This window comes from Sphingomonas sp. NY01 (assembly GCF_038809135.1).
In the GTDB taxonomy this organism is placed as follows: domain Bacteria; phylum Pseudomonadota; class Alphaproteobacteria; order Sphingomonadales; family Sphingomonadaceae; genus Sphingomonas; species Sphingomonas carotinifaciens.
Map to the genome: position 1 here is coordinate 2,259,523 of NZ_CP101722.1, position 14,282 is coordinate 2,273,804.

The 14,282-nt window shown below is 68.7% G+C and carries 12 protein-coding genes; 2 read left to right on the forward strand and 10 right to left on the reverse strand.

The window, feature by feature from the left end; genetic code table 11:
• Positions 1–20: 20 nt before the first annotated feature.
• Genes NPJ82_RS10920 through NPJ82_RS10935 form a run of 4 tightly spaced genes read right to left on the reverse strand, consistent with a single transcriptional unit; the run spans position 21 to position 4,029 of the window.
• Positions 21–356, reverse strand: coding sequence for a hypothetical protein (locus NPJ82_RS10920; RefSeq protein ID WP_342657385.1), 336 nt, complete (start codon positions 354–356; stop codon positions 21–23).
• Positions 353–1,723: a HAMP domain-containing sensor histidine kinase gene (locus tag NPJ82_RS10925; protein ID WP_342657386.1), complete on the reverse strand. Its 1,371-nt coding sequence runs from the start codon at positions 1,721–1,723 to the stop codon at positions 353–355. Before NPJ82_RS10925 ends, NPJ82_RS10920 begins: the two co-directional genes overlap by 4 nt.
• Positions 1,720–2,811: a DUF2336 domain-containing protein gene (locus NPJ82_RS10930; RefSeq protein WP_342657387.1), complete on the reverse strand. Its 1,092-nt coding sequence runs from the start codon at positions 2,809–2,811 to the stop codon at positions 1,720–1,722. The genes NPJ82_RS10925 and NPJ82_RS10930 overlap by 4 nt, the downstream gene beginning before the upstream one ends.
• 36 nt (positions 2,812–2,847) lie before the next feature.
• On the reverse strand, positions 2,848–4,029 hold the full coding sequence (locus NPJ82_RS10935; protein WP_342657388.1) for a hypothetical protein: 1,182 nt from the start codon (positions 4,027–4,029) through the stop codon (positions 2,848–2,850).
• A gap of 223 nt (positions 4,030–4,252) precedes the next feature.
• On the opposite strand from NPJ82_RS10935, the gene NPJ82_RS10940 reads away from it, so the two are divergent.
• Positions 4,253–6,487 carry a hypothetical protein gene (locus NPJ82_RS10940; RefSeq protein ID WP_342657389.1) on the forward strand — a complete coding sequence of 745 codons (2,235 nt, stop codon included), beginning with the start codon at positions 4,253–4,255 and terminating at the stop codon, positions 6,485–6,487.
• 141 nt (positions 6,488–6,628) lie between these two features.
• Positions 6,629–7,729, forward strand: coding sequence for an AI-2E family transporter (locus tag NPJ82_RS10945; RefSeq protein WP_342657390.1), 1,101 nt, complete (start codon positions 6,629–6,631; stop codon positions 7,727–7,729).
• On the opposite strand, the gene NPJ82_RS10950 is transcribed toward NPJ82_RS10945, so the two are convergent.
• The 6 genes from NPJ82_RS10950 to NPJ82_RS10975 form a co-directional block, all read right to left on the reverse strand.
• Positions 7,686–7,958, reverse strand: coding sequence for a DUF1467 family protein (locus NPJ82_RS10950; RefSeq protein WP_342657391.1), 273 nt, complete (start codon positions 7,956–7,958; stop codon positions 7,686–7,688). The two genes, NPJ82_RS10945 and NPJ82_RS10950, sit on opposite strands and share 44 nt — an antisense overlap.
• 5 nt (positions 7,959–7,963) lie before the next feature.
• Entirely contained in the window at positions 7,964–9,601 is a 1,638-nt protein-coding gene (locus NPJ82_RS10955; RefSeq protein ID WP_342657392.1) for a ribonuclease J, read from the reverse strand.
• A 147-nt stretch (positions 9,602–9,748) separates the two neighbouring features.
• Complete coding sequence (locus NPJ82_RS10960) at positions 9,749–10,528, reverse strand: type III pantothenate kinase (RefSeq protein WP_342657393.1); 780 nt, start codon at positions 10,526–10,528, stop codon at positions 9,749–9,751.
• Between the two features lie 8 nt (positions 10,529–10,536).
• Positions 10,537–11,253: a biotin--[acetyl-CoA-carboxylase] ligase gene (locus NPJ82_RS10965; protein WP_342659003.1), complete on the reverse strand. Its 717-nt coding sequence runs from the start codon at positions 11,251–11,253 to the stop codon at positions 10,537–10,539.
• 13 nt (positions 11,254–11,266) lie between these two features.
• Positions 11,267–12,733 carry an NADH-quinone oxidoreductase subunit NuoN gene (gene nuoN, locus NPJ82_RS10970; RefSeq protein ID WP_342657394.1) on the reverse strand — a complete coding sequence of 489 codons (1,467 nt, stop codon included), beginning with the start codon at positions 12,731–12,733 and terminating at the stop codon, positions 11,267–11,269.
• Entirely contained in the window at positions 12,733–14,280 is a 1,548-nt protein-coding gene (locus NPJ82_RS10975) for an NADH-quinone oxidoreductase subunit M (protein WP_267349546.1), read from the reverse strand. Before NPJ82_RS10975 ends, nuoN begins: the two co-directional genes overlap by 1 nt.
• Between the last annotated feature and the right edge of the window lie 2 nt (positions 14,281–14,282).

Genomic DNA, 14,282 nt, shown 5'->3' on the forward strand with positions numbered 1-14,282 from the left:
CTTCCCCCCCACCTTTGATGTCAGCGCAAAAGCCGTCCCGCCAACAAAGCGACGATAACGGCAGGCAAGGCCAACACGCCGAGCATCAGCAGACCCACCGCCCATAACGGCCCGGCCGCACCCCCGATCGCCATCACCGGCGCTTGCGCAAAGGTGACGATCACCCCGGCCAGCCACGCGCGTCGCCGCAGCAAGCGCCCGCCAAAACCGGCTATCACCAGTGATAGTGGATACCAGAGCCACCAGTAACGCGCCGCATCCCACGGTTCACCCACGCCCGACAGCGCAGCGACCATGAACCAATAGGCGATGGCAACGCCGGCAAGGCCGATCGCCCGTGCCGCCCCCGCGCTCACCGTTCGGGCAGGCTCAGCGTAAAGGTCGCCCCCTCGCCGGCGGCGCTCTCCACGGTCAGGTCGCCGCCCATCGCGCGGGCCAGGCGCCGCGCGATATACAGGCCCAGCCCGTTGCCCCCCGGCTCGCTCGGATCGACCCGCTCGAACTTTTCGAAGATGCGCATCTGGTCGGCCGGCGCGATCCCCTTGCCCCGGTCCGCGACGCGCACGCAGACGCACCCCTCGCCCTGCCCGACCGACACGGTTACCGCCTCGCCATGCGGGGAATAGCGCAGCGCATTGCCGATCAGGTTCAACAGGATCTGCAACACCCGCCCGAAATCGCCCCAGGCCGGGCCGCTCGCCTCGAACCCCGGTCGCGCGATCCGCACGCCCGCCGAGTCGGCGCGCACCGCCAGCAATCCCGCCGCGCGCCGCGCCACATCCGCCAGGTCGATCGGCTCGGGGCGAAGCGCGAAGTCCGGCTGCTCGATCGCCTGCAACTCGACCAGATGATCGACCAGCCCCAGCAGGTGCCGGCCCGCCGTCGCGATATCGGCGGCATAGTCGGTATAGTCATGCAGCATCGGCCCGTCCGTCTGGGCCTGGATGCTGTCGGCACTCGCCACGATCCGCGCGAGCGGGGTGCGCAGCGCCCGGTCCAGCCCTGCGGTAAAGGTCGCGGTCAGTGCGGTGCCATCCACCGGTGCGCTGCCGGCGGGTTCGCCCTCCTCGTCCATCCGCGCGGTGCCGACAAAACCGGCGAACATGCCCTGCCCGTCGCGGTGGATCGCCGCCGACAGCCGCACGCCCCGCCCCGATGTCTTCAGCCGCGCACGCTGCCCGTCCAGCGGCCGCCGCCGCGCCAGCGCGCCCAGGATCGGCAGGTCGCCCTGCCCATCGGCCTCCAGCGTGAACAACGCGGTCAGCGGCTGCCCGAGCAGCGCCAGCGCGTCGAAACCGTATCGCGGCCCCGCATCCAGCGACAAAAAGGTCAGGCGCAGACCGGCATCGGTTTCCCACCGCCAGTCGGCTTCCGCACGCGCGGCCTGCATCTCGCCATCGTCCGCCGGTCGCCAGGGCCGCTGCTCGTGCCAGCCGCTCGCCGCCAGTCGCACCCGCCCGCCCTCGGGCTGGGCGCGCAGCCACAAGGTGATGTCGGCATCCTCGTCCGCCACCGTCACGCTGCGCGAGACCACGATGCCCAGCCGCCGCGCCAGCCGCACCACCGTCGCCAGTTGCGGCACTGCCAGCGGCTCGCCCAGCGCACCGCCGGCCCGCCGGTTCAGCGCATCGATCGCCGGCTCGGCCGAGATCAGGATGCCCTCGGCATCGATCACCGCATGCGCCACCGCCTGCGCCCCGCCGTCGCCGCCCGGTGCCATCATGCCGCCGCCCGCTCGATCGCGCCGATCGCTGCCCGAAAGTCGCGCGGCAATCCGATCGGCCCCAGCGCGTGGCGTGCCGCCTCGGGCGGGATCGCCACGATCGCATCCAGTTGATCGGCCAGTGCCTCGATATCGCGCCGTGCATCCGCCTCCGACAGGGACAGCGCGATCTGCGCGATCGTCGGCCGGTCCAGGTCCAGCGCCCGCGCCGCCAGCCACAGCCGGTCGCCCTCCGGCTCCAATACCATCGCGCGCGCTTCCTCGATCTCGATGTTCAGCGCATGCGCCAGCAGCGCCATGAATAGCGCCAGTCGCCGGTCGCCCAGCGCCTCGATCAACAGGTCGGGCAGCTCGTCCGGCCGCGCGTCGATCGCCACCGCCAGCCGCAACGCCGCCGCCTCCGGCCGCTCCCCCTCGTCATGCGCCGCCAAGCTGCGCGCCGCCGCTTCGGCGATCGCCCGGTCGATATCCGGGGCATCGCCCGGCCGCACTGCCGCCGCCACCCACCAGACCAGCCGGTGGTGCAGTTCGGCGGGCAGGTCGCTGCGCCCGGTCGCCTCGTCCAGCGCGGTGCGCCGGCGGCTCTCCGCCGCCAGCAGCGCCCGCGCGGCTGCCGCGATCACCCCGTCCGGCGCATCCGCCAGTCGGACCAGCAGGCTGGGCGCATCCGGCCCCGCCACCACGGTCGGCAGCGAATCGGCCAGCATGTCCGCACGCACCCGCGCTATCATCTCATCCATCAACGCCGGGTCGCGCAGCAATCCCGCCCGCGTCAACCGCTCGGCGACATCGTCGCGCGCTTCCAGCAGCGTCTCGGCCAGCGCCGTGGCACCCCGCCCGGCCAGCACCCGTGCGGCATGACGGCGCAGATCCTGCGCGATCGCGCCCACATTCGCCCGCAGGCTGCGACCCAGCATCCAGCGCGTGCGATCGTCCAGCCGCGCGGCATCGTCCAGGAACAGGTCGGTCGTCGCGCCCGACAGCCGGGCATCGGCAAGCACCCGCGCCCGCGACGCCCGCGCGCTCAGCGCGGACGCGTCCCAGGCGTCCGGCCAGGCATCCGAAAAAGGGGCTTTGCCGACCGACATCGGCGATGTGCTACCGTGTCGAACATTAAAGCGACACTAAGCTTGCGTGCGAAGTGTCTCAATTGCGGACGCCAGGCTGGCCACCGCATAGCCACATGCCAGCACCAGCCCGAACACCGGCAGGCCCAGCAGCGCCGGCAACAGCACCACCGGCAGATACGCCGCGGGCACCGCCCACCAGCGTCGCCGCATCCGCTCCACCACTGCCCGCGCCGCCAGCCCGCCGCTGACCACCAGCGCGACCGCGAGCAGCAGCGGCACATCGTCGGCCCGTGCCTCGCGCAGCATCCATCCCAGCGCCAGCACCGCCGCCGCCGGGATCGCCGCCATCGCCCCGTCCATCAGCCGCGGCTGCCCCGCCTCGTCCCGCAAATCGCTCAACGTCCGGCCCAGCCCCAGTCCCAGGCAGCCGATCAGCGCCAGCAACAGTCCGGCGACCGGCGCTCCCATCAGGATCGCCGCGCATCCGGCCACCCCCAGCGCCCCGCCCGCACCGCCGACCACCGCGCTGCCCACGCCCCGCGCCACCAGCCGCGGCAGCGCAATCCGCGCGATCGGCGCCAGCAGCCAGCGATCAAACCCGCTACGCCGCCCGGATACCAGCGCCGCCAGGACCGCGCGGCTGCGCTCGTCCAGCATCCGCCCGTCGCGCACCACGCCGTGCCCGGCCCGGATCGCCTCGCCGGGCACCAGCACATGCGTCGCCCGCGCCTGCGCCGCCATACGCAGCAGTGTCGATTGCAGGTCGTAATCGCGCGGCAGCGCCGCCACCTCGGCCACCCGCTTGGGATCTAGCCGGGCGACGCCGGCCCAGGCCATCTGGCCGCCGACCCGCTCCAGCCCGGCCTGCGCATCCACCTCCGGCACCACCAGCAGGGCGTCGCCGCCTTCCTGCGCCAGCGCCGCCACCGTCGCCTCGTTTGCCACCAGCCCGTCCGCCAGCATCACCAGACGCGACAGCGGGTGCAGCTTCTCCACCGTTTCGGCGGCGGAGCGCACCGCATCCACCACCACCCCGCGTTGCCCTATCCGCGCGATCGAACCCAGCAGTTCGGGGGTAAGTCGCGCCACCACCACGATGATCTGCGCCGCGCCCGCGGCCATCAGCAGGCGCGCCTGATATTCGATCAGCGTCACCCCCGCGAACGGCAGGGTCGCGGTCAACCGCCCGGGGCGGTCCTCGGCGTCGTCTATGGCGAAAAGAAGCCCGGCAAGCATGATCGGCTGTTAGGCGGGTCGCGGGCTCTCGGCCAGCCCCGTTTCCAACGCCGTCGCACCCGCACCATAGCCGGTCCGGGCGAGCCCCGCGCCAAGCCGGTGCGGCGAAGCGTGCGCTATCCCCTTCCTGATGCCGACAAACATGATAAACCGGGCCCGTGAACGGGGGCCAGAAATGATCGTAGATTTGCGCGCGGATCAACCGCGATCGGCCATGGAGCCCATGGAAGAAGACCTCGCCCCCGAACCGGCATCCGAAAACCACTTCGCCTTTGCCGAACATCAGGCCGCCGATCCGCTGCCCGATACGCCGTCGCGCCTGCCGCTGATCCTGGCCGTCGCCGCCACGCTCGCCTGGGTCGTCCTCGTTCTTGCACTCGCCGGATCGCAACTGACCCGGCTGACCGCGGTCGAGGGCGTACAGTTCGTCGCCGCGCTGGCCAGCGTTCCCATCCTTATCGCCCTCGTCTGGCTCCTTACCCAACGCAACAGCCGCGCCGAGGCGGTCCGCTTCGGCCTCACCGCGCACGGCATGCGGCAGGAGGCCGCCGCGCTCGAACACAGCGTCGCCGCCATCACCCGTTCGCTCGACGCCAACCGCGTCGAACTCGCCAAGCAGGTGTCCGCGCTCATGGAAATGGGCCACGCCGCGCAACAGCGGCTGGGCGCGGTCAGCAGCGGCTTTGCCGACGAGATCGCCGCGGCCGACGCGCACGCCCGCAGCCTGTCCGACGCCGCGGCCGCCACCCAGGCCAGCCTCGGCGTCCTTCTCGCCTCCCTCCCCCGCGCCACCACCGACATCGAAGCCGTCGCCACCCTCCTCGACCGCGCCGCGCACTCTGCCGGCGACCACGCCGCCGCCCTCGACGCGCAACTCGTCGCCCTCGGCCGCCGCGGCGAGGATGCCGACATGATCGCCACCGGCGCCGCCCAGCGCCTCGCCGCGCATATCCAGCGCATGGAGGCATCGGGCGACAATGCCGGCGCGCGGCTGGAATCGGTCGCTGCCGAAATGTCCGCCACCGTCGACCTGCTGCTCGACCGGACGGCGCATGCGGTGGACGAATCGCGCAAGTCGATCGCCGCGCAGGGCGAAGCGATGCTGGCGATGGTCTCCACCCATCAGTCCGCGCTGGAGATCAGCGCGCGTGACAGCGCCGACGCGCTCGCCGACCGTATCGGCTCGATCGACACCGTGATCGAGCGCGTCACCGCCCGTCTCGACGCGCACCGGGTCGCGGGCGATGCGATGGTGGACCAGTTGCACGCCGGCATCGATCAGGTCGAAACCCGCATGGCCGCGCTGCAGGCTCAGGGGATCGAGCGCAACCAGATGCTTGCCGCCTCGATCAGCGCGCTCACCGGCTCGGCCGATGCGATGACCGTCGCGCTGGAGGCGGGCGATGCCATGGCGACCCGCACGATCGTCTCGGCCGAACAGCTACTTGTCGCGCTCGATGCCGCCGCGCGGGAGATCGACGAAACCCTGCCCGAGGCGCTGGCGCGGCTCGATACCCGCCTGACCGCCAGCAAGCAGGTGGTCAGCGCCGCCAAGCCGGAGCTTCTCGCCCTCGTCACCGCCGCGGAAAGCACGCACGACGCGATCGAGGCGATCGCGGGGGTGATCGCCGAACAGCGCCGCACACTCGACACCCTTTCCGCCACCCTTCTCGACACTCTTTCCGCCGGCCGCGCGAAAGCCGACGCACTCGGCCACGTCGTCGACGAGACGATCGAGCGCACGCACCGCTTCGCCGAAGAGGCCGCGCCCCGGCTGGTCGACGCCTTGCTTCGCGTTCGCGAAACCGCCGTCACCGCCGCGGACGAGGCCCGCGACACGCTCGCCGGTATCGTGCCGCAGGCGGCGGGACTGCTGGAACAGGCGAGCAGCGAGGCGATGCGCCGGGCGACGGCCGATACCGTGCAGCGCCAGATCCAGGCCATCGCCGACGCCACCGACCAGGCGGTCGCCGCCGCCACCCGCGCCACCGAACGCGTCGCCGCGCAGGTCCAGTCGATCGCCGAGCAGGCCGCGGTGGTGGAAAGCCATGTCGAGGAAGCGCGAAGCGAACGCGAGGCGGCCGACCGCGACACCTTCGCGCGCCGCGCCTCGCTCCTGATCGAATCGCTCAACTCCGCCGCGATCGACCTGACCAAGATCTACGCGCCCGACGTGACCGACAGCGCCTGGGGCGCCTATCTGAAGGGCGACCGCGGCGTCTTCACCCGCCGGGCGGTCCGCATTCTCGATGCGGTGCAGGCGCGCGACATCGCCCGGCTTTATGACGACGACGCCAAGGTCCGCGAGCAGATCAACCGCTACATCCACGATTTCGAAGCGATGCTGCGCGGCGTGCTGGCACAGCGTGACGGCTCCCCGCTCGGCGTCACGCTCCTGTCGTCGGACATGGGCAAGCTCTATGTCGCGCTTGCCCAGGCGATCGAGCGCCTTCGCTGATCGCCCGCGGCGGAGCAAAACATATGCTGACGGGTTTGGCCCAGGTCAGCATTGCCGGGTGCAAGGCGCCGGCTACGGTCTGATCCCCACAGGGGACACCTCCGGCATCGCCTTTGTCACCATCAGGGGGGTTTGAAGCATATGTCCGTCGATCGTGGCCGGGTGGAAAATGGCGGATTGATCCTGTTCATCGCCGGGATCACCCTGGCACTGGCGCTGGTGGTATCCAGCTTCGCCGGCGCGCTGCTCTGGGCGGCACTCGCTGCCTTGCTGTTCCAGCCGCTTTTCCAGCGCCTGCTCGCGCGCTGGCCCGACCGCCGCAACATGGCGGCGGCGGTGACGCTGCTCATCATCACCGTTGCCGTCGTCATCCCGGCGATCGTGATCACCAGCCTCGTGATCGACCAGGCGGCGGGCGTCTATACCCAGATGCGCAGCGGCCGGATCAACTTCGCCGCCTATTTCCAGCAGGTGCACGATGCCCTGCCGCTGCGGCTCCAGCATCTGCTCGACAATTCCGGCTTCAACAGCTTCGAGCGTGCCCAGGCCCGCATCTCCGCCGTCATCAGCAACAGCGTGAGTGTGATCGCGTCCCAGGCCCTGTCGATCGGGCGTAACGCCGCCGCCTTCCTGCTCGCCTTCGGCGTCGGCCTCTACGTCACCTATTTCCTGCTGCGCGACGGCGATCGCCTCGGCCCTGCCGTCGTCCGCGCGCTACCCCTCCGCCCCGCCGTGGCGGAGCGCATCGCGGACAAGTTCGTCGCGGTGGTCCGCGCCACGATCAAGGGTTCGGGCGTCGTCGCCCTGGTCCAGGGTGCGCTTGGTGCGATCACCTTCTGGATCGTCGGCATCCCCGCCGCGCTCCTCTGGGGCCTGCTGATGGCGATCGCCGCGCTGCTGCCCGCGATCGGTCCGGCGATCATCTGGGTGCCGATCGCCATCTATCTGCTGGCGACCAGCGCGATCTGGCAGGCGGCCGTGGTCATTCTCTCGGGCGTCTTCGTCATCGGCCTAGCCGACAACATCCTGCGCCCCATCCTCGTCGGTCGCGATACCGGTATTCCCGACTGGCTGGTCCTCGTCACCACGCTGGGGGGCATCGACCTGATCGGCCTCAGCGGCATCGTCGTCGGGCCGCTGGCGGGTGCGCTGTTCATCACCGCATGGCAGATCCTGACCGAACAGCGCGAGGCACAGGCTACACCTTCGGAACGCCCACCCAGTCCAGCATATCGGCCGTGATCCAGCCGAAAACATAATTGGCGTAGAAGGCGACGAACATGGCGGTGGCGACGATCGTCACCCAGACCGCGGCCCGCCCCGGCCGGAATGTGTGCGGCGCGCTTTCGGCGGTGCCGGGGACATGCTCGCCCCCGGCCTCGTATGTGGTCCTGACCCCGAAGGGCAGGACCAGGAACACCGCCAGGAACCAGAACAGGACGTAGATCGCAAGTGCCGACGTCCAGTGCATGGTCCTTACGCCTCGATCACCAGCACATCGACGATCGGCTTCTTGCCGGTCCAGCGCGTCGCGACACGGCGCACGGCCAGCCGCACGTCCTCCCGCATCTTCTCCATCGGGCGCCGGCCATTCTCCACCGCCTTGGCTGCGGCTTCGACGGCCTCGGCGATGAACGCGTCGCGCTCATCCTCCACCGGCACGCCCTGCACCCGCACCTGCGGCCGGCCGAAGGCGCGGCCCTTGGCCGTCGCCACCGCGACCGAGATCTGGCCGTTCAGCGCCAGCTTGCGCCGCTCGTTGATCGTCGAGCCATCGGACGGCAGGATCACGTCCCCGTCCAGTACCAGCCGGCCGATGCTGGCGCGGCCGACCTTCTTGGGGTCGCCGGGCAGCAGGCGCACGATGTCACCGTCGGATTGCACGATCGCCTGCGGCACGCCCTTCGACAGGCCGAAGCGGGCATGCTCCATCATGTGCCGCATCTCGCCATGCACCGGCACCAGCGCATTCGGCTTGATCCAGCTATACATCTGCGCCAGCTCGGGCTGGCCCGGATGGCCGGAGACATGGACATGCGCCTGGCGCTCGGTCACCATCCACACGCCCTTGCCCGCCAGCGTGTTCTGGATGCGGCCGATCGCCACCTCGTTGCCCGGAATCTGCTTGGACGAGAAGACGACGGTGTCGCCCGCGTCCAGCCGAACCGTGTGGCTGCCCTCCGCGATCCGGGCCAGCGCGGCACGCGCCTCGCCCTGCCCGCCGGTCGCGACGATCAGCACCCGGTCCCGCGGCAGCTTCATCGCCGTCTCGGGATCGACCGTCTCCGGGAACCCCTTGAAGTAGCCGCAGGCGCGGCCGACCTTCAGGATGCGGTCGAGCGAGCGGCCGGTGACGCACAGCTTGCGCCCCGTCTCCTTGGCCACCTCGCCCAGCGTCACGAGCCGCGCCGCGTTCGACGCGAACGTCGTCACCACCACACGCCCGCGCGCCTTGGCCACCGTCTCTGCCAGCCCCTTGCGGACGCTGGCCTCGGAACCCGACGCTTCGGTGTTGAAGATGTTGGTCGAATCGCACACCAGCACGTCGACGCCCTTGTCGCCGATCGCGCTCAGTTCGTCGGCGGATGCCGGATTGCCGATGATCGGCGTGGCATCCAGCTTCCAGTCGCCGGTATGGAACACGCGGCCGGCCTTGGTCTCGATCAGCAGCGCGCTCGATTCCGGGATCGAGTGCGACAGCGGCACGAAGGTGAAGCCGAACGGCCCCACCTGGAAGCTTTCACGCTGCTCGATCACGCGCAGCTTCACGCGGTCGGCACTGCCTTCCTCGTCCAGCTTGCCGCGGATCAGGCCTGCGGTGAACGGCGTGGCGTAGAGCGGCACACCCAGATCTTCGGCCAGATAGGGCAGCGCACCGATATGGTCCTCATGCCCGTGGGTCAGCACGATGCCGACCAGATCGTCCAGCCGGTCCTCGATAAAGGCCAGGTCGGGCAACACCACGTCGATACCGGGATAGGCCGGGTCGGCGAAGGTGATGCCGCAATCGACCATCACCCACTTGCCTTCGGTGCCGTACAGATTGACGTTCATGCCGATCTCGCCGGAGCCGCCGAGTGCGCAGAACAGAAGTTCGTTGGTCTTGGGAGTCATTCATTTCCTGTCAGAAGGGCCCGGTTGTATCCGGGTCTTGGGGAATGGCACCGCCATCGGTGCCGTCATACGTTGCGTTGCTGAGCGCGGGCAGCACGCCCGCGCGGGAAGCTGAGCGCGGGCAGCACGCCCGCGCGGGAATTCGTTTCAATGAATATGGGCGCGTTCCCACATGATCGCCAGCCCCTGGATCGTCAGATCAGGCTCGATATGGTCGAACACGGCCGTGTGCCGCTCGAACAAGGTCGCCAGTCCGCCCGTCGCGATCACCTTTACCGGCCGCCCGACCTCCGCCTTCAGGCGGGCGACGAGCCCTTCGATCATCGCGATATAGCCCCAGTAGATGCCGATATGCATCTGGTCGACCGTGTTGCGCCCGACCACCGTTTCCGTCTCCGGCGCCTCGATCGCGATGCGCGGCAGCTTGGCCGCCGCGGTCACCAGCGCATCCAGCGACAGGTTGATGCCCGGCGCGATGATGCCACCCTTGTACGCGCCGGAATAATCGCTGACGTCGAAGGTGGTCGCCGTGCCGAAATCGATCGTGATCAGGTCGCCGGGATAAAGGGCATGCGCCGCGATCGTGTTGACCGCCCGGTCCGCCCCCAGCGAGGCCGGCTCGTCCACGTCGATCGCAATACCCCATTCCAGCGGCGCACGCCCGGCGATGAGCGCCTCCGACCGGAAATATTTGCTCGCCAGCACCTGCAGATTGTGGAGCGCACGGGGCACGACGGTGGCGATGATCACGCCCTTCACGTCCTCGCGCGCATAGCCCTCCAGCGCCAGCAACTGGCTCAACCACACCGCATATTCGTCGGCGGTGCGCCGCGGATCGGTCGCGATGCGCCAGCGCCCCTTGATCGTCCGCCCGTCGAGCAGCGCGAAGACCACATTGGTGTTGCCGGCATCGATCGCGAGCAGCATGGTTTTCCTCAGATCAGGAAGATGTCGGCGGCGTGCATGACACGGACGGCCCCGTCCGCCAAGCGCAGCCGCAGCGCACCATCGAGCGCCAGCCCGTCAAACCGCCCCTCGACCACCGCCCCGTCCGGCACTCGCGCCGTAATCGGCGTGCCCACCGGATGCGCACGGGCGAGCCATCGATCGACCACCGGCGCCAATCCCTTGTTTCGCCAGATGCTTATCCATTGCCCGACCGCCTCGGCCAGGCGATCGAGAAAGGCTTCCGGCGTCACCGACACGCCGTGCACTGCCAGACTCGTCGTCGCTCGATCCGGCAAGTCGGGATGATGCGCCAGATTGACGCCGATGCCGATGACCAGCGCATCCTCTGCGCGCTCCAGCAAGATGCCCGACAGCTTCTCGCCCGACAGCAGCAGGTCGTTGGGCCATTTCAGGCACAGCGTCCCTGCGTCGCGCGCATGCAACAGGTCGCGTACCACCTGTTCCAGCGCGACGGCCGCGGCAAAGGCCAGCCCCGACGCGCCGGGGTCGCCCGAACGCAGCCGGACGAGGGTGCTGGCATAGAAATTACCCGGCGGCGATATCCAGGCCCGCCCCTGCCGCCCCCGCCCCGCGGCCTGCCGGTCGGCTCGAACCCAGCTCCCCTCCTCGACCCCGGCCTTGGCCAGCGCGAGGAGGTCGGCATTGGTGGAGCCCGTTTCCGCGACGTGAACGATACGGGTCAGCGTGACATCCCGATCAGAACAGCGCCTGCGCCGCCGCCATCGTCCAGACGCCCAGCGCCGGGATTAGGAAGTATCCGAGCGGCGACACGAAGATCGCGGTCAGCGCGATTAGGCCGCCCTCCACCGGATTGGCGACCGGCGCGAATGCGGGTGCAGGCTCGTCGAAGTACATCGTCTTGACGACACGCAGATAATAATAGGCACCGATCACCGAGGCGGCGATACCGATTACCGCCAGCGGGAACAGCCCAGCATGAACCGCCGCCTGGAACACCGCGAACTTGGCATAGAAGCCGAACAGCGGCGGAATACCGGCCAGCGAGAACATGAAGATCGCCAGTGCCGCGGCAAGGCCGGGTCGCGTGCGGGACATGCCCGACAGGCTGGCGATGCTTTCCACCGACTGTCCATCGGCGCCGCGCATCTGCAACACCACCAGGAAGCTGCCGAGCGTCATGACGACATAGATGGTCATGTAGGTCAGGACCGAGGCGACACCCTCGGCGGTCCCGGCCGCCAGACCGATCAGCGCGAAGCCGACATTGTTGATCGACGAATAGGCGAGCAGCCGCTTGATGTTCGTCTGCCCGATGGCGGCGACCGCACCCAGCACGATCGATGCAAGCGCTGCAAAGATCACGATCTGACGCCACTGGTCCGTCGCCGGGCCCATCGCCTCCACCGCGACACGCACGCTCAGCGCCACGGCGGCGACCTTGGGTGCGGAGGCGAAGAAGGCCGTGATCGGCGTCGGCGCGCCCTCATACACGTCGGGCGACCACATGTGGAACGGGACGGCGGCGATCTTGAACGCCAGCCCGGCGAACACGAACACCAGGCCAAACATCAGCCCCAGCGACCGCGCTTCACCTGCGAGCAGGTGATCCGCTGCATAAGCGTTTGCGATACCGTCGAACATGGTCGTGCCGGTAAAGCCATAAACCAGGCTGATCCCGTAGAGCAGGATGCCCGAGGCAAGTGCGCCCAGCACGAAATACTTCAACCCCGCTTCGGCCGAGCGCGTGTCTCGGCGCATGAAGCTGGCCAGCACATAGGCGGACAGGCTCTGAAGCTCCAGACCGACGTACAGCGTCAGCATGTCACCGGCCGACACCATCATGCCCATGCCCGCTGCCGACAACAGCATCAGCACCGGATATTCGGGCCGCAGGTCTTCCCCAGAAGTCCGCTGGAAGAAGCCCGGCGCCATGATGATCGCCACGGCGGTCGCGATGTAGATCAGCACCTTGGCGAAGCTGGAGAACGCATCGGCGAGGAACAGGCCACCGAACGCCGCGCCGCCGCTCGACGCCGGCCCCGTCAGCGCGACCAGCGCGCCTGCCAGGACGAAGATCGCCGCGATCGATACCGCCCGCGTGGAGCCGTTACCGCCCCAGGCGGAAACCAGCATCAGGGCAATGGCGCCCAGCGAGAGCACCAGCTCCGGCAGCACCATCGCCAGGTTCATCGAAGTATCCATCAGTGCGCCTCCCCATGCGTGGGCGCATGGGCATTGTGTTCAGTTGCAGCAGCGGGCCTGCCGGCGGTCGGCTGCGAGTCGCTATGCGGCGACGCGCGTTCGATACGGGCGAGCAGCGTCGAGACATCCTGCCGCATCGGCGCCAGGAAGCTTTCCGGGTACACGCCCATCCACAGCACCACCGCCGCGATCGGCGCGAGCAGCCACAATTCGCGGCTCGACAGGTCCGACATGCCACGCACCTCGTCCGACTTGATCTCGCCATAGGCGACCCGCCGGTACAGGTAGAGCATATATGCCGCACCCAGGATGATGCCCGTGGTGCACAGCAGCGCCGTCCAGGTCGACACCTGATAGGTGCCCATCAGCGACAGGAACTCGGCGACGAAGCCGCTGGTGCCCGGCAGGCCAATGGAGGCCATGGTGAAGAACAGGAAGAAGATCGCATAACGCGGCATGTTGATCGACAGGCCGCCATACCGCGCGATCTCGCGGGTATGCAGGCGGTCATAGATCACACCGACGCACAGGAACAGCGCGCCAGACACCAGGCCGTGGCTCAGCATCATGATCATCGCGCCCTCGATGCCCTGCGCATTGAACGCGTAGAGACCGATGGTTACGATCGCCATGTGCGCGACCGACGAATAGGCAATCAGCTTCTTCATATCGCCCTGCACCAGCGCGACGAGGCTCGTGTAGATCACCGCGATCGACGACAGCGCGAAGATCAGCCAGGTGAGCTGCCCTGACGCTTCCGGGAACATCGGCAGCGAGAAGCGCAGGAAGCCGTAGCCGCCCAGCTTCAGCAGCACGCCCGCGAGGATCACCGAGCCTGCGGTCGGGGCCTGCACGTGTGCATCGGGCAGCCAGGTGTGCACCGGCCACATCGGCATCTTCACCGCGAACGAGGCAAAGAAGGCCAGCCACAACCATGTCTGCACCGAAGCGGGGAAGTCATAGTTCTGCAGCGCCGGGATCGAGGAGGTGCCTGCGGTGCCCGCCATGTAGAGCATCGCGATGAACATCAGCAGCGAGCCGAGCAGCGTGTACAGGAAGAACTTGTACGACGCGTAAATGCGGTTCGCCCCGCCCCAGATGCCGATGATCAGGTACATCGGGATCAGGCCGGCTTCGAAGAAGACGTAGAAAAGGAACAGGTCCTGCGCCGCGAAGGTGCCGATCATCAGCACCTCCGTGAACAGGAACGCCGACATATACTCCGGCACCCGGTTCGTCACCGACCGCCAGCTCGCCCCGATACAGATCGGCATCAGGAACACGCTCAGCATGATCAGCATGAGCGCGAACCCGTCGATGCCCAGCGACCAGCCGAACGGACCGAAGAGACCCGGCGCATTTTCCACGAACTGCCACTGCGGGCCGCCCACCTGGAAGTTGGACCAGAGGATGATGCCGAGGACGAAGTCGATCAGCGTGGCGACCAGCGCGGTGCGCCGCGCAGCCTCCGCACCCAGGAACAGGCAGGCGACCGCGGCAATCGCGGGCACCGCCAGCATGACGGAAAGGATCGGAAAGTCGAACATCA